Annotated in this window: 17 protein-coding genes and 2 pseudogenes; 7 read left to right on the top strand and 12 right to left on the bottom strand. The window is 69.9% G+C overall.

Annotation, left to right across the window (positions count from 1 at the left end):
- Positions 1-538 (top strand): annotated as a pseudogene (locus AB0B58_RS41730) (multifunctional 2',3'-cyclic-nucleotide 2'-phosphodiesterase/5'-nucleotidase/3'-nucleotidase); the annotation flags it as partial.
- A gap of 163 nt (positions 539-701) precedes the next feature.
- Here the strand turns inward: AB0B58_RS41730 and AB0B58_RS41725 are convergent.
- Entirely contained in the window at positions 702-1,088 is a 387-nt protein-coding gene (locus AB0B58_RS41725) for a hypothetical protein (RefSeq protein WP_360236773.1), read from the bottom strand.
- A 202-nt stretch (positions 1,089-1,290) separates the two neighbouring features.
- Between AB0B58_RS41725 and AB0B58_RS41720 the strand changes: the two genes are divergently transcribed.
- On the top strand, positions 1,291-2,562 hold the full coding sequence (locus tag AB0B58_RS41720; protein ID WP_360236769.1) for an ATP-binding protein: 1,272 nt from the start codon (positions 1,291-1,293) through the stop codon (positions 2,560-2,562).
- Here the strand turns inward: AB0B58_RS41720 and AB0B58_RS41715 are convergent.
- Entirely contained in the window at positions 2,550-3,185 is a 636-nt protein-coding gene (locus AB0B58_RS41715) for a response regulator transcription factor (RefSeq protein ID WP_360236766.1), read from the bottom strand. The two genes, AB0B58_RS41720 and AB0B58_RS41715, sit on opposite strands and share 13 nt — an antisense overlap.
- Before the next feature lie 203 nt (positions 3,186-3,388).
- Here AB0B58_RS41715 and AB0B58_RS41710 point away from each other — a divergent pair, with 203 nt between their 5' ends.
- On the top strand, positions 3,389-5,158 hold the full coding sequence (locus AB0B58_RS41710; RefSeq protein WP_360236763.1) for a hypothetical protein: 1,770 nt from the start codon (positions 3,389-3,391) through the stop codon (positions 5,156-5,158).
- Between the two features lie 312 nt (positions 5,159-5,470).
- Here AB0B58_RS41710 and AB0B58_RS41705 read toward each other — a convergent pair whose 3' ends face one another.
- Both AB0B58_RS41705 and AB0B58_RS41700 read right to left on the bottom strand, forming a co-directional pair.
- Entirely contained in the window at positions 5,471-6,775 is a 1,305-nt protein-coding gene (locus AB0B58_RS41705; protein ID WP_360236760.1) for a hypothetical protein, read from the bottom strand.
- A gap of 107 nt (positions 6,776-6,882) precedes the next feature.
- Entirely contained in the window at positions 6,883-7,473 is a 591-nt protein-coding gene (locus tag AB0B58_RS41700; RefSeq protein ID WP_360236757.1) for a lipoprotein, read from the bottom strand.
- 132 nt (positions 7,474-7,605) lie between these two features.
- Here AB0B58_RS41700 and AB0B58_RS41695 point away from each other — a divergent pair, with 132 nt between their 5' ends.
- Positions 7,606-8,091, top strand: coding sequence for a hypothetical protein (locus AB0B58_RS41695; protein ID WP_360236754.1), 486 nt, complete (start codon positions 7,606-7,608; stop codon positions 8,089-8,091).
- Positions 8,092-8,102: 11 nt separating this feature from the next.
- Here the strand turns inward: AB0B58_RS41695 and AB0B58_RS41690 are convergent, their stop codons facing one another.
- From AB0B58_RS41690 to AB0B58_RS41670, 5 genes are all read right to left on the bottom strand, one after another.
- Positions 8,103-10,751, bottom strand: coding sequence for a hypothetical protein (locus AB0B58_RS41690; protein ID WP_360236752.1), 2,649 nt, complete (start codon positions 10,749-10,751; stop codon positions 8,103-8,105).
- A gap of 121 nt (positions 10,752-10,872) precedes the next feature.
- Positions 10,873-11,937 carry a hypothetical protein gene (locus AB0B58_RS41685; protein ID WP_360236749.1) on the bottom strand — a complete coding sequence of 355 codons (1,065 nt, stop codon included), beginning with the start codon at positions 11,935-11,937 and terminating at the stop codon, positions 10,873-10,875.
- A gap of 117 nt (positions 11,938-12,054) precedes the next feature.
- Complete coding sequence (locus AB0B58_RS41680) at positions 12,055-12,618, bottom strand: NACHT domain-containing protein (RefSeq protein ID WP_360236746.1); 564 nt, start codon at positions 12,616-12,618, stop codon at positions 12,055-12,057.
- A gap of 195 nt (positions 12,619-12,813) precedes the next feature.
- Positions 12,814-13,317, bottom strand: a complete 504-nt coding sequence (locus AB0B58_RS41675; protein WP_360236743.1) for a DUF4279 domain-containing protein — start codon at positions 13,315-13,317, stop codon at positions 12,814-12,816.
- Between the two features lie 144 nt (positions 13,318-13,461).
- The gene (locus tag AB0B58_RS41670) at positions 13,462-14,337 is read right to left on the bottom strand and encodes a phosphotransferase (protein WP_360236740.1); all 876 of its coding nucleotides are present in this window, start codon (positions 14,335-14,337) and stop codon (positions 13,462-13,464) included.
- A gap of 349 nt (positions 14,338-14,686) precedes the next feature.
- Here AB0B58_RS41670 and rho point away from each other — a divergent pair.
- From rho to sthA, 3 genes and pseudogenes are all read left to right on the top strand, one after another.
- Positions 14,687-15,895: pseudogene (gene rho, locus AB0B58_RS41665) on the top strand (transcription termination factor Rho); the annotation flags it as partial.
- Positions 15,896-16,103: 208 nt separating this feature from the next.
- Complete coding sequence (locus AB0B58_RS41660) at positions 16,104-16,631, top strand: hypothetical protein (RefSeq protein ID WP_360236737.1); 528 nt, start codon at positions 16,104-16,106, stop codon at positions 16,629-16,631.
- 33 nt (positions 16,632-16,664) lie between these two features.
- Positions 16,665-18,068 carry a Si-specific NAD(P)(+) transhydrogenase gene (sthA, locus tag AB0B58_RS41655; protein WP_360236734.1) on the top strand — a complete coding sequence of 468 codons (1,404 nt, stop codon included), beginning with the start codon at positions 16,665-16,667 and terminating at the stop codon, positions 18,066-18,068.
- Here the strand turns inward: sthA and AB0B58_RS41650 are convergent, their stop codons facing one another.
- The 3 genes from AB0B58_RS41650 to AB0B58_RS41640 form a co-directional block, all read right to left on the bottom strand.
- Positions 18,069-18,878, bottom strand: a complete 810-nt coding sequence (locus tag AB0B58_RS41650) for a L,D-transpeptidase family protein (RefSeq protein ID WP_360236731.1) — start codon at positions 18,876-18,878, stop codon at positions 18,069-18,071.
- A 156-nt stretch (positions 18,879-19,034) separates the two neighbouring features.
- A complete protein-coding gene (locus AB0B58_RS41645) occupies positions 19,035-19,157 on the bottom strand; it encodes an RICIN domain-containing protein (RefSeq protein ID WP_360236728.1) in 123 nt (40 codons plus the stop codon).
- Positions 19,154-20,253 (bottom strand): ThuA domain-containing protein (locus AB0B58_RS41640; protein WP_360236725.1); only part of this gene is annotated, 1,100 nt, incomplete at its 5' end. The genes AB0B58_RS41645 and AB0B58_RS41640, both read right to left, overlap by 4 nt.

The following is a 20,253-nucleotide window of genomic DNA, read 5'->3' as shown; positions in this document are numbered from 1 at the left end:
CAGCAAGGTGCGGGTGTGGTGGGGAGACGGCAAGGACTCCACGGTCAGCCGGACGACCAAGCAGGTGACGCACTACTACACCAGTCAGACGAGCTGGTCGGTGACCGTCTTGCTGACCAATGCGGCGGGCGAGGCCTACGGGCGGCAGATCGGCGACATCACCACCCCGTTCGACGAATCCGCCCCTCAGGTCTGGCTGACCAAGCCCAAGAAGCCGACGTACGTGTCGTCCTGGCGCACCGTCAACGGCACGGTCCGCGACCGGGGCCGGGGGACGAGCGCGGTGGGTGCTGCCTTCATCGAGCAGCGGGGCAGCCGCTGGCACTACTACACCGGCAAGAAATGGATCAAGGCCAAGTCGCTCGACCAGGCCTTGAAGAAGTCGAAGACGATTGCGGTGCGACCGACCGCGAAGAATACCTGGAAGATCAAGATCAAGGGACTCAAGAAGGGCACGCTGTACGTCTTCTATGCCGCCGTCGACAGGAACGGCAATCAGTCGGAGGCGAAAGTCAAGAAGCAGAAGCTGACCCGATGATCTGACGACGCGGCCGGCAGAAATCAGGCGAGCCAGACGTGAGCCGGGTGGTGTCCGCCATCACCCGGCTCACGTTGACATCGAAGCACCGAACGACCGGGTTCAAACCCCTTCGGGGTGGCGTCGTGGCTCGCTGACCGCCGCACCCGTGTCCGGCGAGCCTTCACGTCTTGTGGACGTCCCGTTCTGTCGCGGTGGGAAGCCCACCGGCCTCAAGGCGGCCCGCAATCTCCGTCTTCTCCTGGACGGTCAAGGACTCCGGAATCTGCGTGAATGTCGCCGGCCAGATGTCCAGCAGGGAGAACGCGTCCTGTCCATCCCGCATGCGCAGCAGCAGCATGCACCGCCAGTGCGGCGAGAACTCAGGCCGATGACTCGCACGGTGAACCATGAACGGATACAGATAGTGCTGCGCAGACATGTCGACGTTGGCGGTCAGCCAATCGGGTCCGTGCTGGCGGTTGAAGCCACGGCAACGCGCTTCGTCATCCAGCGCGACCAGGGTCACTGCATCGACGGTCTTGACGGTTTGTGGTACGTCCTGAGACACCTCGGCATCCTGCCATGGCTCAGATCGAGCGTGCCTCTCTGATCCTCAGCGGCACCATGGAGCAGAGCCTCACGACCCCGTATTTCACCGCATGCCCGGCTGAGACGCGTTCACAACTCTGATCGGATCAGACCGGCCGAGCGCCCGGAAGACAGGCCACCGTGAGCAGGCAGTGATCTCTGTCATCGACAAAATCCAGGGGGTGGGACTGTGGACTACAGTGCCGCTGACCAGGACGAATCTGTGGCGAAGGCGTGGTGGCGGGGTGCGGCGCGAGTTCCTCCACCGGGTGCGGTCCGGCTGGGTTGACGTGCGGCGCAGATGGGTGCCGGGGAGCGGGGCGCACGCGCTGAGGCTGGTCGCGGTGGTGCTGCTGGTGCAGCGGTCGAGCTACATCGCGGGTGCCGTGACGAACTCGTGGTCGCCCGGGGCGACGCATGTGGTGAGCCCAACGGTCAACGCGGCGGCGATCGGCGTGGCCGTGGCGTGGAGCGGGTGGCTGACCGTTGCGGTGTGGCGGCGAGGCTGGATCACCGAACGCCTGCTCGGGGTGGATGTTCTGGTCACCGTGGTGCTGCTGTTCGCGCAGAGTCACAGTCTGCAGGCGGCGTTCGCGACCTCGACCGAGAACTGGGCGAGGAAGTTCGTGATGGCGACGGCGGCCACGGCCGGGGCCGTACTCGTGCTCCGGCGGGCGCTGGCGCTGGTCGTGGTGGTTTTGCTGGCGGCTCTGGCGGCGGTCGTGGTCCACACGGGAGCGCTGCCACCACCGGCGTCCGGCTTCCTCGACCTCGTCAACTGGAGCGTGTGGTTCGCCCTGGTGCTTCACTTCATCGCCCGGCTGGCGCGGGCGGTGGACGAGGCGACGCAGCGACGCATCGAGGCGGAGGCCGAGCGCGCCGCGGATCGGGCCCGGTTCGCCGAGCGGCTGCAGCATCATCGGGCGCTGCACGACACGGTGCTGGCGACGCTCACGGCGATCGCCCGCGGCGGCCTGGACCACCAGTCGGAGGCGGTCCGGCAGCGCTGCGCGGCCGACGCGGACTACATCCGGCGGCTCGCCGCCGCCGAGGAGGAGACATCGCCGACGACGTTGAGCTGCCGCCTTGCGCGGGTCGCCGCGGACGCTGGTGCGCTCGGCCTGCGGGTCAATCTGTACGTCGGTGAGCTGCCGGCGCAGTTGCCGCAGCGGGCCGCCGAGGCGATATCGGACGCGTGCCGCGAGGCCCTGAACAATGTGGCGAAGCACGCCGGCGTCCGTGAGGCGTGGCTGACGACGGAGTGGACCGGCCGGCTGTTGACGGTCCGGGTGGTTGACCGGGGTTCGGGCTTCGATCCGGACGCCACCGGGTACGGCTTCGGGTTGCGGCACTCGATCGGTGAGCGGATGCGTGAGGTGGGCGGCGAGCTGCGCCTGTTCTCGATGCCCGGCGAGGGGACAAGCGTCGAGCTGGCGCTTGCTCAGGCCGGGTAGCGGGCGAGCCCGTCCTCGCGTACCCGGTCGGCGAGGTCGAGTTTGGTGTAGGTCGGCCGCCCGGCGTCGCCGTACTTGGCCTTGACCCGGTCGAGGTACTGCCGTGCGGTGGCGGGGCTCACGCCGACCTTGCGGGCGGTCGCCGTCAGGGTCAGTCCGGAGGCGTAGGTCACGAGGACGGCGCGTTCCTGGCCGGACAGCCGCGGGCTGCCGGGCCCGTCGTCGGTGGACCAGGCGAACGCGAGCTCCGGCGAGTGGGCGTGACGCCCGGCGGCAACCTCGCGGATCGCGTCGGCCAGAACCGGCAGCCGGTGATCCTTGGTGAGGTAGCCCAGCGCACCGGCCCGGGCGACGTCGATGCCGTGCCGTGCCTGCGGGATGACGCTGACGACGAGCACCCGGCGGCCGTCGTCGCAGAGCCGCCGGACGTTCGCGACGGGATCGGAGCCGTCGGCGAGCAGCAGGTCGAGCACGACGACGTCGGCCGGCTCGGGCTCGCGGTCCAGGAGCTCGGCGACGGTGGTGGCGGAGGCGACGACCCGCAGGTCGGGGGCATCGGAGAGCCAGGCGGTCATGCCGTCGAGCAGCATGCGGTCGTCGTCCACCACGGAGACGGTGATCACGACGGGTGACGGTAGGCACGAGATCAACTGCCTGTCAAGACGGCGATTGGCGCGTCTGTCGTACACCGCATCTGAATCTCTAGCGTTGCGGCGAGTTTGTGCCTGAACGACTGAGGCCGATGCGAGGGCCGGCAGGCGGCCTTCTCCAGCGGAAGTCCCCTTGGCCGCTCCGCGTCGGCGTTGCACCCATACAAGGAGCACCATTGCGACTCACTCGCATCCGAGCCATCACCGCCGCCGCGGCCCTGGGTCTTTCGGTAGCCCCCATGGTGCCGGCCTCCGCCGCGTCGGCCGCCGACGACGTCGTCGAGTGGGCGACCACTGACGGCGAGCCCGTGAAGATCACCACCACCTCCGCCGGCCAGAGGGCGCATGTCTTCTTCACCGGTTCTGCGGGCCGGCACCTGACCATCTCCTGCGAACCGGGCACCGGTGCGTCGTCCTATGTGATCCAGCGGGCCGATGGCAGCGAATTCACCAACAGCAAATGCGACGCCGGCAAACCGCTGGACTTCGACCCGCTCCGGGAGAGCGGCCGCCTCCGGATGCTGTTCACGGGCGAGAACGGCCAGCCGTTCAGCGCGACTGTCAAGGTCCTGATGGTCGAGGACGTCACGGGCACCATCACGCCGGGCGGCGCACCGCTCTCCCTGGCGGCGGCGAAGCCCGAGCAGAACCTCTCGTTCGCCCTCCCGCTGAGGGCGGGGCAGCGGGTGCAGATGATGTGCCAATCGAACGCCTCCCTGGCGTGGGTCATGATGATCGACCCGCGCGGAAAGATCGTCGAGGAGGACTTCGAATCCTTCACCAACTGCGGGAGCAGCTACCCGGACGAGGCCGGGATTTACACCGCCACCGAGGCGGGCACGTACCGGTACGTGTTGTACCCGGGCACCCGGAGAAGGACCTACAACGCCACCGTGAGCGCAGTCTCGACGCTGCCTGACGCGACGGCTGAGCTCGCCACTGATGGCACCCCGGTGACCCTCGCGACCACCGCCCCGTACCAGCGGGTCAAGGCCACCGTCACGCTGAAGGCCGACACCCGGGTGTACATCACCTGTGAGAAGAAGGGCGACGAGCACACGCTCGCCTGGCTGTACCGGCCGCGCTACCACGGTTACACACTCCGTAGCTGCCAGGACGGCGGCCCCGGCGGCGAGCCGACCTTCATCAACGGCACGCTGGAGGCCGGCACCTCGACCATTCTCATCGACCCTACCGACGAGGGCACCGATGAGTTCACCCTGCGGGTCCACACCGTCCCCGCGCCGGTAGCCGCCGAGCTGCCGCTCGATGGCACGCCGGTGACGCTGGAGACCACGACGCCGGGCCAGCTAGCGCAGCTCACCGTCAAGGCCGAGGGCGGCGAGCGGGTCTGGATCGGCTGCCGCCTCGGCCCCCGCCGCGCGCCGAAGCCGTGGACCAACTCCGACCGGGCGCATGTCGGCTTCACCCACCCCGGTGGGCAGTTCCCCGACCAGGGCGCCTGCAACGCTCCGGAGGACTCGCCATACAGCGACCACCCATCGGTGTTCAACTCCTACAAGCGGTACACCGCCCCGATGACGAAGGCGGGCACGCACACGCTGACCGTCAGCATGAACTCGGCGGAGACCAACACGATGACGCTCTGGGCCTACAAGGTCCCGGCCAACGTCGAGGCCACCGCGGCGGCGGACGGTACCCCGGTCACCGTGGAGACCACCGTCCCGGGCCAGCAGGCGCACGTGCGCTTCCCCGGAGTCTCGGGGAGCAGGTACACCCTCTCGTGCGATGTCACCGGTAGCAGCCGGACGGGGAGAGTCGAGGTGACAAGCCCGAGCGGCAAGTACCTCAACCTCATGTACTGCCGCCCGGATGGGAAGGTCGTCACCGATCCGCTGAAGGAGTCCGGCGACTTCCGGCTCGAGTTCGTCTTCGACAAGGACGGCACGGGCAAAGCCGACCTGAAGGTCACGCCCGCCAGCTGAAGTGTCACTCCAGCAGCGATGGGACCGGCGCCGCGCGCCGGTCCCATCGTCGCAGGCGACCGATGTCGGCTGGTCCTTGGGCACCGGCGGCGCGTTGTCGACGCTCGCCCAGAGGCTCACCTCGGTGTACGGGTTCAGGAAGCTGCCATTGGTGGTGACACTCCCAGCCGCCGCCCACGCCCCGGTATCCGCGATGAAGGTGATCGGTTACCCGGACTCTCCTTCAAGGACGGCCACGGAGCTGAGGGAGGCCGCGGGCGGCCGGCGCGAACATCGGCCGACCGCCCGCTGAATTCAGCTAGCCGATCACCGTCACGGTGCCGGAGTCAGTTCCCATCCGGTGACGACCTTGTCCGACTCGAAGCCGTCCGCGGTGCGGGCACGGGCCTGGACCTCCAGATACGGCCATTCGGGGGTGTATCGGATGGTGGCGTTGCCGTCCTGGTCGGCGGTCACGACGTGCTCGGTCTCCCCGAAGTCGACGGAATAGACGAACTCGGCGACCTCTGGCGAGCCCGTGCGCAGGACGATCGTGACTTCCTGCCCCACCGCCGGCGGCGGGGTGCCGTCATTGGGGAAGTCGGGGGAGCTGATTTCCGGTTGCGGAACTCGTACCCACACGTACAGGTTGGCTTTGAACTCAGGGGAGACGATGCCGCTCGCCGTTCGGCTGGTGACCGTGAGGAAGTTGTCGCCGCGTCGGTCCGGCGTGACGGTGACGGAGCGGTAGCCGTCGGCGTCGGCGTCGACTGTCACCGCTGGGGCGTCGTTCAACCGGTAAGTGAATGACGCCGTGCCGGGCACGGCGCTCCAGAATCGGATCGTCCGCGGCTCACCGGCTCCGGCGTCCGGATTCTGGTCGAGGACCTTGGGAGTGTGGTCGATCACCGAGAAGGAGTACGTGGTCTCGCCCGAGCGGTTGCCCGTGTGGTCGATCGCCTGCACGGTGACGACGTTCGTGCCGTAGGTGTTCGGCGTGATTTCGACGACGGCCCGACCCTTGCGGCCCGCCGGTACCTCGTGCAGTCCCGCGGAGGCCGACGAGTAGCGGAACTTCGCCACGTCCTTGTCGCCACCCGCAGCGGCGAACGTGAACTTTCCCGGAATGCCGACGCCGCCGCCGGGGGTCCCCTCCGGATAGTCGGCGGAGGTGACCACCGGTGCGTGCGGCCGGGTGGTGTCGACAACAAACGTGCAGACGGGCGACCAAGCCGACTTGGCGCCTGCGGCATCGGTGGCCCGGGCCTTCAGGTGGTATCGGCCACCGTCGACCAAGGTAGACGGAATTGTCGTGAACACCGTGCCGGCGTGGGTCAGCGCGGTTGCGGTCCAGCCGGCATGTTGCGCCGGCTTGCCCTCCGGCCACACCGCGAACTCCGGTGTCACCGTCTCGCTCTGGACCACGCCCAGGTCGGCGTCGGTGAAGTAGGCGGTGACCTGTGGGGTGCTGGTGCCGACCAGGATGCCGCCGGGTGCGCAGGCGAGACCGCCGACGGTCAGCGACGCCGGTGTGGCCGGTGAATGATTGGCCTTCGCCGCCCAACCGGCGGAAGCGGGCAGGACGAGTAAAGCGGCCGCCGTGGCGACCGCGAAAGTGCGTTGGGTAATGGCATTCACAGGTTCCTCCGTGGACAACAGCGTCAACCGATTCGGCGCGCTGCGATCCTATGAGAGCGTGCAAACAATATTCATGTTCCGGGTCGGGCGGGGTGGTCGCGACCTCGTCAACTGCGAGTCAGGCTGTTCTTGGCGAGTTCGTACGCGGGCAGCATGGCATCGTGCTCGGAACTGTCGAAGCTGTCGAGGGACACCGCGGCGACGCCTTGTGCGGTCTCCACGGCGAACGCCCGTTCCTGCTCCATGGTGTCGTCCAGCTGGCTCTTCTCCTGATACACGACCTCGAGGGCGGGGCTGCCGCCGATCCGAAGCTCGGTGAAGACCGGCTCGCGTGCGTTCGTACCGATGAAGGCCTCCAGGGTCGGCCGCAGCTCGCCCTTGTCCCCGGTCCACACCCGGAGGTAGCCGATGTTGCCGGCGGGCTTGGCGTCGATCTCGCACACCATCGTCAGGGGTCCCCGGCGGGCGAGCTCCGACAGGGGATCGCCCGCGGCGACGGTGACCGGCTTGGGCTTCCATGACTCCGCGAGCCCGAAGGCGACGGGCATTTCGCAGGCGCTGCCCGCTGCGCCGATGCGGGCCGCCTCGGGCGCCGCCGGCCGCTGCTCCGCCTTGCTCGGCGCGGTCTGCGGGGTTTCCGCGTTCCCGCGGTCGCAGGCCGTCAGGGCGAGTACTGCCGCGGCCAGGACGGCGGTCATGGTGCGGCGCCGCGGTCGGCCGTCGTTCGTTCCGGATCTCACAGGGCCGGGAGTCTACGTCCGCGTCGCTCGGCGGTCAGACCGCACGCCTGAAGTTGATCAAAGAGCGGGTGTCGGTTAGCGTGCGCGCCCGTGAATCTTTTTCGTGTCACCTCCTCCGTGTTGATCGGTGCCTCCCTGCTGACCGTCGCCGCCTGTGGTGGCGAGGACGCCGCGAACACGGCCAAGCCCGCGCCGGCCGTCACCGCGCCGGCGTCCTCGGCGCCGTCCTCGCCGGCCGCGGCCGGCGCCGCCGGTGCGAGCGACAAGGAGCTCTGCAACTCGGCCAAGAAGGCCGGTAACGACATGAAGACGGCGCTTCTCGCCGCGCTCAAGGCCGGCGAACCGACTGCCGAGGCGTACAGCAAGATCCTGACCGATCTGGCCGGGACGTTGACCGAGTCGGCCGCCTCCGGGGGTGACGGCAAGGTCACCGCCGTCATGAAGCAGGTCAGTGCGGAGGCCACCGTCGTGGCCGGGGCCGCGGACCCGGAGACCGCCGACAGCGCGGCCTTCGAGAAGGCCGGCGCGGACCTGACCGCCGCCTGCAAGGCCGTCGGAGTCAACGTCAACTTCTGAGGACGCCGAGGCTATGGACGGTCGTTCGGCGGAGCGTGGCGGCATGCGGTGCGCGGCGTGTTCCGGGGTGCCGGGCTGATCCGGACGTCGTCCAGCTTCCGTTCGTAGCTGTCGCCGAAGCACTCGACCGGCACCGCGGAGTCGTCCGCCGGGGATCTGCCGTTCGCGAAGGCGGTGCGCAGTTCCTGCACCCGGTACAGCCAGACCGCGCGGGACGCCACCCGCTCGCGGAACCGGATCGGGCTGACGACGCCGATGTCGCTGATCTCGTTGCGTTTCACCACGTCCGCGATGCGGCCGCGCAGCCTGGCGAGCGCGGCCGCGTTGCGGGACCGGTGGTCCGCGGCGTTGTTGCGGCGGGCGGCGGCGTGCAGCAGCGAGAGCGCGTCGTACGAGCCGGCGGTCCATCCGCCGGCAAGTGCCTCCGATTCCGCGTCCGGTGCCGCGGGTGCGTCCGTCCGGCTCCCGGCCGGGCCTCCGCAGCGGCCCAGCGAGGTACGGATGGCGTCGCTGAAGTTGCGGCGCCAGGGCACCCGCTGCGCCGGCCGCCCGTTGTAGTGCGCGCAGGACAGCAGGGGTCCCCGGGTAGCGATGGTCACCGAGATGCCGTACTTGACGTCCTCGGCCAGCGCCGGGTCCATGAGGAACCGCGAGACCGAGTCGTTCGCGATCACCTGTGGCATGCCGGCCTGACCGCAGTGTCCGCGCAGGTCCTCGACGAAGTCGGGGAACTCGGTGTACCGGCCGCCGAAGTACACGACGCTGTACCGGTCGGGCGACGGGCAGGTGCCGGAGAGGTCGTCGGCCGGGTTGCGCCACAGCGTGTCCGTGAAACGCATGCCGCCCGCGGCGAGGTTCTTCGTGCGGTCCCGCACGGCCTGCCGCAGGGTCGCGATGTACAGGTCCTTTACCGGCTCGGCGTCCGCCTCCTGCTCGTCGGCCGGTACCCGGTCGTCCGGGGCGACGTGGAAGAAAGCGGCCGTGCGCCGGTCGGCCTTGCGGGCCAGGCCGACGGCGTAGTCGGTGACGGCCGCTGCCTGCACCGAGTTCGGGGAGATCATCTGGAAGAAGCGCGGCATCGCGGCGCCGAGCCGGTCGGCGGTCATGGTGGGGCTCACCTGCACCACGCCGGCCCTGTCGAGACGTTGCAGCTGCACCTGCGAGACGGACGTGCTGTTCACCGTCACGACGGCGCCGACCACCCGGTTCTCCGGGTCGGCCACGAATCCCTGCGCCCGGTCCAGCGCCTCGCCGATCCGCAGGCCCCGGTCACCGGCGTTGAGCACGGCGAGCCGTACCAGCGGGACGTGGAGGTCCTTGTTGATCTCCTGCTGGGCCGCGTACGCGCCCGCCAGCCCCTCGGTCTCCGGGACCACCGACGCGGTCCGGGCGCGCCGGGTCAGCGACGTGACCAGCAGGACGGTGAGCATGTCCCGCTCGCCGTCGGCGGCCTGCCTGGAGACCCGGCGGTTCTCCTCGTAGATCTGGTCCTCCCAGGTACCGTCCTCCGCCGCGCTGCTCGGCCGGTCGCCCCACCCTTCGGCCCGCCAGAACGGCGCGCCGCAGAGCTGGTAGCCGATCCGCTCGCCGTCGATGACGTCGACGTCCGCCTCATGGCCAGCGCACGGGTCCGTCATCCACCGGTGCGTGACCGCGGCGACCAGCCCGGCGAGGAGCGCCGCCGTCGTCAGCAGCGCAACGGCCGTGCTCGCCCGCCGGGGCCGGCCGGACCAGAACGGCGGCGCCGCGTCGCCGACGGGGGGCGTGGCTGCCGGCATCGCGGCGGGGAGCCGCGTGCCCTCTGGGAGCACCAGGACGGCGGACCGGCGTGCCACCTGCCGGCCGGCGTCGAGCAGCAGGTCGAGCGGGCCGCCGGGGGCGACCGGGCCGGGACCGAAGACGAGGATCGGGTACTCGGCGCGCCAGGTCCGGAACCAGTTCACCGGCCGCCACAGACGGCGATCCCAGGCGTCGGCGAGATCGGTGAAGAACGCCGCCGCGAGCAGGCGGTCGAAGCGCGGGTCTGCGATCTCGTTCTCGCGCCGCCCCTGGTCGTACCACAATCGCGCGGCCGGCCCGAGGTCGTCGCGTGCCACTGTTCGCCACAGGCGCCGGATCCGCAGGTACCGGTACAGGGCCGCCACGGCGGGCTGGGCGACGAACGGCACGCAGGCCGCCACGATGAGGACGATCCCGGCGACCCACACCGAGCTGTTTCCCTCGCTGCCCTGCATCAGCGAACCGGCGACCGCCACCAGGAGCCCGACCACCGACACCCGCGTGGGCAGCTTGTCCTTCTCCCAGTAACGGGTGAGCCACAGGTACAGCGCCCGGGGCGGCTCGCCGCCGAGCGCGTCGGCACGGAGGCGGCACAGGCAGTCGTACCTGGGGAAGCGGATCCAGGTGCTGAGGTGACGAGCCTGCTCCAGCAGCTCGGCCACGGTCGGCGCCGCCGGGTCGGCCACGGCCGTGGGTGCGTACGCCGGTGCCAGCGACCGCACCCGCTCCGGGTCGAGGCCGGCGGGGACCAGGACCGGCGGACACATGCCGTCCCCGTCCTGCCACGGCCTGGCCCGCCGGGCCAGCACCCGCCGAATCCGCTCTTCGGCCTCGTCGCCGTCGTGCGTCTCTCCGGCCGCCAGGCCGATCACCTCGGTCACGCTCTCGCACCCGTCCCGATTCGTCGCGGTCCTGTCGGCACACAACAGACCACCGCGCCGACGGGGGCGGACGCACAATCACGCCCCGTGGCGAAGTCGGATCATCGACAGCCGGCGGCGGTCAGTGCCGGCCGGGCGGGTGGGCCGCGGTGGAGGGTGCCGCCTGCCGCGGCGAGTCGCGTTGCAGCCAGTCGCGGAGTTCGCTGTGCCGGAACTGATATGCGTTTCCGGTGATCCGGAGGATTCCGGATCTGTTGGCCCATTCAAGGAATGCGCCGAACCGCAGCGGCATCTTTCCGTCGTACGCGGCGAGGCCGACCGCCACGAAGTAGCGCAGCGAGGCTGAGCCGGCCGCCGGAATCAACAGGATCGTCGCCAGCGCGATCGCGATCCCCGCCACGAACCAGGGGCCGAGGCCGTAGGTGAGCGATGCGTAGTATGTCCGGCCGTTCGTGAGCGCGACCAGGACTCCACCCGTGAGCCCGTATCCGAGCCATACGATCAGGTCGTTTCGCAGGGGGTCCCGTGGGTTGATCGCGACGGCGCCGATCGGTTCGAGCCCGACCACCATCCCGACTATCAGGCCGAGCGCCAGCCAGATCCCGTAGGACTGGGTGTTCTGGAACGCGAGCTCGAACGCGGGAAGGGCCAGCAGGGTGCCGATCGCCGTCGTCGGCAGCCGGGCCGCGAGTTGTCGCCGGCCCCGGCTGGTGAAGATCTGCCGAGGGTTGATCTGGGCCGGCTCGATGTGATTCCGCCGGGCGACCCGTGCCGCGCGATAGGGCGCGTAGGTGAACAGCATGACGAAGACCAGGCCGGCGAGGACGTAGCCGCGTTCCTCGACACGGACGTTGGCCAGGTAGTACCGCACGTTGTCGAGCGCGGCACCCACCCCGCCATTGATCGAGATGCCCGTCACCGCGGCCGCGGTCACGACCAGCGTCGCGGTGACCCAGGCATGGGCGCGCTTGACCCGCTCCTCGCCGGCGACACGCCACCAGTGCTGCAGCACGATGTCGGAGTTCGACTGGCGGTGTTCGGACTGCCAGCGCAGGTGGTCGGCGGTCGCGGCGAGCCAGCGGGCGGTCTGCGCGGGGGTGTAGCGGTCCGCGGCGTACAGGCGGGTGCGGGCCGGGATGAACGCGCCCAGCAGGATGTCGGTGATCCGCCCGGCGTACTCCCGCACCTGTTCGGGGGTGGGCGGCCGGCCGTTCGTGCGCGGTGGGCAGCAGGGTGGCGACGTCGCCGCCGTCGTGATGGAAGGTGGCCGCCAGGGTCAGCCGCCAGGGCGAGTGCAGCTGGCTCAGGAGGCGGCGGTCGCAGGGGTCGTCCAGCGTGCCCAGCACGCTCTGCCACTGCGCCCAGCCGGCGCCGTCCTGATGGCGGGCGTGCACCACGCGGTGCAGGTAGCGGTGATCTGTTCACCGGTCAGCGGCTGGATGCGCACATGCACCGCGGGCCGGACCGCGTCGCCGACGCGGGCGTAGTCGTTGGTGCGGCAGGTCAGCACCAGGGGCAGGCCCTCGCGGCCGGCGACGTACTCGTTGAGTTGACGGACCGCCGCCTCCGCGCGGAGCGGCTGCTGATGCTCGGGATCCATCTCGTCGAGCCCGTCCAGGACGGGCAGGACCCGCTCGTTCCTGACCAGGGCGCGGGCCGTGGCGGCGAGCAGGCCGAAGTGTGCGACGAGTTGGGCGCTCAGCCAGTCGGAGAAGGGCTGGTCGGTGTTCCATGCCGACAGGCTGAACCGGACCGGGACGACGTCGGGGGTGCGCTCGGCGTCGCGGTCGCGGCGCTCCTCGAGCATCTGGACGAGCAGTTCCAGGACCAGGACGGTCTTGCCGGAGCCGGGCTCACCCAGGATCACCAGACGCCCGCTGGTGTGTTCGTGGAAGAACGTCCGGACACTGTTCAGATCGCCTCTGCGGCCCGCGCCACCGCACGCACACCTCCATTGTGTTGTCACCCTCGGCCGGGCCATCGACCGAGGGAAAAACGTAACAGGGAGGTAGCGATGTGTAACCATGGGCTGAACGGCCCATTGATCGTGATGATCAGACCGTCAGTCGACCAGGACGTACTGGTCGTGGTTCAGGCTCAGGTCGAGGGCGGCGACCCGGCGCAGCGTGGCGGCGCGGTATGTGATCGCCGCGGTGGAGACCGAGACGTCGCCGTCCTCGTAGCGTTCGCCCTGCATCTCGATGACGATCATGATCCCCGCGCGCAGGCCCAGGCCGTCGCGGGCCGCGGTGATGCCTTCGGCGTACGGCTCGACGGCGTCGAGCAGTTCCGCCACGACGTTCTCGGTGACGTAGGTTTCGCGGGCCGGCATCTCGTAGTGCCAGCCGCTGAACCGGCGGGGCGTCCGGAAGCGGGGATGCGGGTCGCCGCGCCGCCACGTGGCGGTCGGCTCGAGGCCGACCAGCCGGGTGACCTCGTCCGGTTCGAAGGCCATCAGCTCCAGCTCGTCCGCGGTGTACGGCGGCTCGCCGGTGACGACGTCGCGCTCCAGATACAGGTACGCGCGCTGGGTGCAGCGGACCGCAGCCGCATCGGTGTCAATCATTGCGGCGAGGGTAGCGCCCGGCGCCGACGGCGTACATGCCATGAACGTCCGAAAGGCGGTTGTCGTGGCGAGCGGGAGGCTCGGCCGGCCAACGGGCAGGAAGACCATCATGAAACGAGCCTGGCCTGGTACGGATTCCAGGTCTCAGGCGAAGTAGCCCTTCAGGTACGTCCAGGACGCGGTGATGTCCTCGGTCGCCTGGTGCGGCCGCCGGAGCTCGCCGGCGTACGCGGCGATGTCGGCGAGCTTCCACCGCAGCCGGTACAGCGCAGCGGCGGCAGGGTCGCCGGAGTCGCCGGTCACCATCCACAGGTCCCGTTCCGGCGGGGCGATCCGCACGGTCTCCCAGTCGATGAGGACGAGGCCGGCCCCGGTCCGCATCAGGTTGCCCGGATGGGGTTCGCCGTGGGTCACCACCCATCTCTCCGCCGTGGCCTCGACCTGAGCGACGAGCCCGTCGTACTCGGCGAGCATCTCGCCGAGGCGCGCGGCGTGGTCGCTCAGCAGTTGCCACGCCTGCCCGGCGTACGGGCCGCCGGTCCACGGCCGGCCGAGACCGATGAGCCCGGCCCGGCCCGGCAGCGCCAGGCCGGCCCGCTCGGCGGTGACCGGGCGCTCGGCCCGGTGCAGTTCCGCCAGGATCCGGAGCACCTCGGGGACGTCCTCGGGCCGATGCGCTCCGAAGTGGCCCGCGTCGCCGTCGACCAGCGGATACACCGATAGGGCGTAACGCGGGCCGAGCCGCAGCACCGCCGACCCGGTCCGGGTCGGCAACGGCGCGACCACGAACTCCAGCCCGGCCCGGTGCAGGGCCAGCGCGGTGTCGAGCGCCCGCCCGAGCGACGCGAAGGCCCGGTCGTCGTCGAGGCGGTCGACGGTCAGGAAGTGTTCGTCCGTCGTCCAGTGGTAGCTGCCGAAACCGACGGGCCGGTACCGCACGGAACGGGCCTGGATGCCCCAGCCGTCCGCCAGCCCGGCCAGCAGTTCGGCGGTCTCCAGCCCGTCCGGCTCGTCCAGCATGGGCGCGAGTATGTCCTCGCGCCGCCGAACCGTTCAACGCGATTTCCGGCCGCCGGACCGACACGACGGCGCTTCCGGGACGCGGGCCGCATTCGGGGACGAAGGTGATGGCCGGTTCAGCGGCACCGCGGGTCGCCCGGTGGCTTGTGGCGTTCGCCCAGGCGCGCTACCTTTAACGCAGTCGGGACCTGGACGTAGGCGGCACAGCCGCCCCTGGGAGCCCCAACGGCCGAGTATCAGAGACCGGCCCCACGTTTTTCCTTTCTTCTTGAGGCGTACGGCTGCAGTCGATCTTTCGCAGCCTCGCTCGCGCGTACCTGCGCACCCCGAAATGAGGAGTACCCCCATGACTGACACCGACGTTCGCTCCGGCGGACGCCGCACCACCCAGGCCCGCCGCCGGCCCACCGGCACCGGGCCTCGCAACCGGCCGACGGATTCCGGTCCCGGTGCGCCGGGTGCCGAGGTCGCGGTCGACGCCCTGCTCGACGTCGTCGACGACAAGGCCTGGCTGCGCGCCGACGGCTACCTGCCCGGCCCCGACGACATCCCGGTGGCGTCGGCACAGCTCCGGGCGCACGGCCTTCGCCGCGGCGATCACATCACCGGCATCGCCCACATCCCGAGCGGCCGCCGGCCCGCCACGCTCGACGTGGCGACCATCAACGGCGAGGACCCGAAGCAGGCCGTCCGCCGGCCCGACTTCTACAAGCTGACCGCGCTGTACCCGCAGGAGCGGCTGCGGCTCGAGACCGAGCCGCACATCCTCACGACCCGCGTCATCGACCTGGTCATGCCGATCGGCAAGGGCCAGCGCGCGCTCATCGTCTCGCAGCCGAAGGCCGGCAAGACGATGGTGCTGCAGGCGATGGCCAACGCGATCACGCGGAACAATCCCGAGGCGCACCTGATGGTCGTGCTCGTGGACGAGCGGCCCGAAGAGGTCACCGACATGCAGCGCTCGGTCAAGGGCGAGGTCATCGCGGCCACCTTCGACCGGCCGCCGACCGACCACACCGCGCTGGCCGAGCTCGCGATCGAGCGCGCCAAGCGCCTGGTGGAGGCCGGCCGGGACGTGGTCGTGCTGCTGGACTCGATCACCCGGCTCGGCCGGTCGTACAACCTGGCGGCGCCGGCCCGCGGGCGGACCATGTCCGGCGGCATCGACTCCACCGCGCTCTACCCGCCGAAGCGCTTCCTCGGCGCGGCGCGCAACATCGAGAACGGCGGCTCGCTGACCATCCTCGCTACCGCGCTTGTCGACACCGGATCCGCGATGGACACGGTCATCTTCGAGGAGTTCAAGAGCACCGGCAACGCCGAGCTCAAGCTCGACCGGACACTGGCCGAGGCCCGGCTGTTCCCGGCGATCGACGTCACCAGTTCCGGCACCCGGCACGACGAGACGCTCGTCGCGCCCACCGAGCTGGCCCTGATGCACCAGCTCCGCAGGGCGCTGAGCGGTCAGGACCGCAAGCAGAGCCTGCAGCAGCTCCTCGACCACCTGCGGACGACCGGCTCCAACGCCGAGTTCCTGCGCCGGGCCGCCCGCGCATAGGGCGGATCCACCCGCCGGCCGGATGATCAACCATGACACGCCGGATGTCCCCCGTCGGCGTTTCCGTCCATCGGGGGCACACACCGGACTTTCGGCCAACTAACCTCCACGCTACGGACATTTCAACTCACGGCCGGGCGAAGTGACTGGTCATCGCCTATTTCGACATGCCAGGGTGTTCCTTGTGAAATCCAAGGTGTCCACCCGGGTGTACAACGCCGAGCAAACCGATGCGGGCTGGCGTTCTATGTCCATGTTGGTTCGGCTCGTGCAGCGAGGCGGTCACCCGGCCGCCGTGGCGCCGACGACCGAGTTGGGCGCCGGAGAGAAGCAGTACGGCTCCTTCCTCGTCGACGCGTCGGCCTACTTTTCCACCGAGGTGGACTACTCCAGCAGCATCTTCGCCAGCGGCGGCCTCTTCTTCACCGGGCACAGCACCGAGAAGCAGGACGGCTGGCGCGGCGACCGGCGGCAGGCGGCGGTCATCACCAGTCAGCGGCTGCTGCTCGGCGATACGGCGTACGACTTCCGCTCGCTCATCCTCCTGCAGCCGAACCCGCTCGACTGGTCCGTGAACCTCTACTTCCAGGGGGCCCAGCCGATCATGCTTCGCGGTCCGTGGGTGCCGTGGATGACCGTGGTGATGTGTGCCGAGCTCTACGGCTCGCCCTGGCCGCCCGGGCACATCCCGGACGTCGACGTTCCGATCAAGGTGATGTGCGAAAACGCGCAATAGCGCTGGCAGTGAGATCCTGCGAGGCTGAGCATCGTGTACGACTATGACCTGTTAGTGCTCGGCTCCGGGCCCAGTGGACAGAAGGCCGCGATCGCCGCCGCCAAGCTCGGCAAGCGGGTGGGCATCATCGACCGCCGCGACATGATCGGCGGGGTGTGCATCAACACCGGCACCGTCCCGTCAAAGACCCTGCGTGAGGCCGTGCTCTACCTGACCGGCCTGAGCCAGCGCGACCTGTACGGCAGCAGCTACCGGGTCAAGGAGGAGATCACGGTCAGCGACCTGGCCGCGCGGACCCAGCACGTGATCAGCCGCCAGACCGATGTCATCCGCAACCAGCTCGCCCGCAACCACATCGCGATGCTGACCGGCACCGGCCGCTTCGCCGACGCGCACTCGATCTGGATCGACGGTGGCGCCGGCCGCGACACCAAGGTCACGGCCGACAAGATCATCATTGCCGCGGGCACCCGGCCGGCCCGGCCGGACAGCGTCGACTTCGACGACCGGACCATCGTCGACTCCGACGGCGTCATCAACCTGCAGGCCGTTCCGCGCAGCATGGTCGTGGTCGGCGCCGGGGTGATCGGCATGGAGTACGCCTCCCTGTTCGCCGCGCTCGGCACCAAGGTCACCGTCGTCGAGCGGCGCGACAAGATGCTCGAGTTCTGCGACGACGAGATCGTCGAGTCGCTGAAGTACCACCTGCGGGACCTGTCGGTGACGTTCCGCTTCGGCGAGGAGGTCGCGGCCGTCGAGCGGCACCAGACCGCCGCGCTCTGCATCCTCAAGAGCGGCAAGAAGATCGTCGCCGACACCGTCATGTACTCGGCCGGCCGGCAGGGGCAGACCGACGACCTGGCCCTCGAGGCCGCCGGGCTGAGCGCGGACCGGCGTGGCCGGATCGAGGTCGACACCAACTACCGCACCGCGGTCGACAACATCTACGCCGTCGGCGACGTGATCGGCTTCCCGGCGCTCGCCTCGACCTCGATGGAGCAGGGTCGCCTCGCGGCCCAGCACGCGTGCGGCGAGCCGATCCGCGAGATGCACGAGCTGCAGCCGATCGGCATCTACACGATTCCGGAGATCAGCTTCGTCGGGAAGACCGAGGACGAGCTCACCGACAGCGCGACCCCGTTCGAGGTCGGCATCGCCCGCTATCGCGAGCTGGCGCGCGGCCAGATCGTCGGCGACTCGTACGGGATGCTCAAGCTGCTCGTCTCGCCGGAGGACGGCCGGCTGCTCGGCGTGCACGTCTTCGGCACCGCCGCCACCGACATCGTGCACATCGGGCAGGCGGTGATGGGCTGCGGCGGCACGGTCGACTACCTGGTCGACGCGGTGTTCAACTACCCGACCCTGTCCGAGGCCTACAAGGTCGCGGCGCTGGACGCGAGCAACAAGATCCGCAACATCACCCGGATCGACGGGTGATCAGTACACCCAGACGCGGGTCTTGAGCGGGATCTCGTCGTTCTTCCAGAGCCAGTTCATCGCCGAGATCGACAACCGCGCGCAGCCGTGCGACGCGGGGTACGGCGGCACGCTGTTCGCGCCGTGCACGGCGATGCCGCCGTTGAAGTACTTCGGCCGCCAGAGCAGGCCGAGCGGAGCGTGCCGCCAGCCGTCGATCTGCCGTGACACCCGGAACTTGCCGCTCGGGGTGTCGGCCAGGTAGGTGTTGCCGTCGTGCTCGTAGCGTTCCATCGAGCCCGTCGAGGTGTTGAAGACCTGGCTGACCTTGCCGTCGTCGACCAGCATCAGCAGCTGGCGCTTGAGGCTGATCTCGATGACGCGGCCGCTGGTGCTCTTCGCCTCGGGGCGTACGCCCTTGTCCAGGGCCTTCTGGGTCTTGGGGCCGACCACGCCGTCGCGGCCCAGGCCAGCGGCCTTCTGCAGCGCGAAGACCGCCTGCTGGGTCTGGCCGCCGAACTTGCCGTCGGCCTCGCCGTTCCAGTAGCCGAGCTCGTTCAGCCGCTTCTGCAGCGCCACAACCTCGGTGCCCTTCGCGCCGCTCTTGAGCCGCTGTGGCTTCGCCGGTGCCGACGGCGTCGGCGAGGCCGTCGGTGTCGGCTCGGCGGATGGCGGCTCGGCGGATGGCGGCGCCGTCGCGGGGGTCGAGGCGGGTGCCGTCGAGGGTGCGGGGGGTGGCGCCGCAGCCTGATCGGAGCCGCCGCCGTCACAGCCGGTCGCGAGCGTGGCGACGGTGATCATCGCAGCCGCATACGTCAGAGCTCTCCGCACCAAGTCTCCTTCGGCTGCACCAGGGTCACACGCGAGAACTTTTCAGTGTGACTCTGTCCCCGTCAAGTCCGGCCTCCGGCGGCCCGACGCCCGGCGGCCCAGTAAGCGACGCTGGTGTGGCCGGCCGCTGGCCGGCCACACCGGCGAGATCCGGATCTATCGTGCGGTGAGCCGGAAGCTCTGCGCCGCGGTGCCGTTGCAGGCGTACTGCACGAGTTGCACGCTGTCGGCGGTCGAGGCCGCGGGCACGTCCAGGCACCTGCCGCTGTTGCGGTTCACGAAGTGATAGGTGCCGCCGGCCTCGCGACGGGCTGCCACTGCTGGTTGGCGCCGCCCGAGTACGACCAGGTCTGTATCGGCGCGTTGTCGGCGGCCGACACGTTTGTCACGTCCAGCGCCTGCGCGCTGTTGCCCCGGTTGTTGATCCGCACGTAGGTCCCGCTCGTCGCGACGAACTGGTACTGCTGCGCGTTGCCGGCGTTGCAGGTGTACTGCTGGATCGGCGTGCCGTTGGTCGTGCCGGCGGCGCGGGCGTCGACGCACTTGCCGCTGCTGCCGCTGACGACCGAATACCAGGCGGACGGATTGATCGGCCCGGTCGTCGGGGGCGTGGTCGGCGGGGTGCCGGTCGCGCCGCCGAGCCAGAGCAGGCCGTTGATCAGCCACTGGTTCTGCTGGGCGCTCGCGAAGGTCGACGACGTCCGGGTGTTGGTCTCGTAGTTCATGCCGTTGTGGCCGAAGTTCGCGTACAGCATCTTGTAGTTCTTGTTCGTCCAGATCAGCGGGTAGTAGCCGCTGCGCCACTGCTGGTTCGGGTCGGTGCCGACCGGGAAGCTGGACGCGTCGACCGAGGCCAGGATGTCGATGTCCGGGTTCTGCCGCAGGTCGCGGCTCCACGAGTACCACTCGCTGACCGCGGAGGGGATCGTCGCGGGCAGGCCCGCGGTGGACGGGTGCCCGCGGTCCTCGATCCGCAGCGTCTCGGCGGTCGGGCCCCAGGTGTTGGTGGCGAAGTTCCCCGAGCCCAGGAACGTGTTGTGGTACCAGCTCCACGAGTTCGCGTCGGTGGTGAACGCGCTGACGTGGAAGCCCATCCAGGCCCCGCCGTTCTGCATGTACTGCTGGAACGCGGCCCGCCGATCCGGCGGCGGCGCGTCGTCCAGGAACATGACGACCTTGTACCGGGCCAGCTCGCCGGCGTTGAGGCGGCTCCAGCCGGTGGTCGCCTCCCAGGTGAAGCCGGACTGCGCGCCGGCACGGGGGAACCAGTCGCGGGCCTCGGAGTCGAAGTCGATGTGTGCGGCGTCCCAGGTCCCGTTGTAGAACGCCAGGACCTTGAACGGGGCGGCCGCGGCGGCTTCGGTGGCGACGGCGG

The organism is Actinoplanes sp. NPDC049118, from assembly GCF_040648555.1.
Lineage (GTDB): Bacteria > Actinomycetota > Actinomycetes > Mycobacteriales > Micromonosporaceae > Actinoplanes.
This window is presented reverse-complemented; position numbering and strand designations above follow the sequence as displayed.

What these genes read in the sequence shown, in the direction of transcription:
- AB0B58_RS41675 (WP_360236743.1), bottom strand. Translation starts at nt 13,317, where the DNA reads ATGATTGACACCGATGCGGCTGCGGTCCGCTGCACCCAGCGCGCGTAC.
- AB0B58_RS41670 (WP_360236740.1), bottom strand. Translation starts at nt 14,337, where the DNA reads ATGCTGGACGAGCCGGACGGGCTGGAGACCGCCGAACTGCTGGCCGGG.
- AB0B58_RS41700 (WP_360236757.1), bottom strand. Translation starts at nt 7,473, where the DNA reads ATGACCGCCGTCCTGGCCGCGGCAGTACTCGCCCTGACGGCCTGCGAC.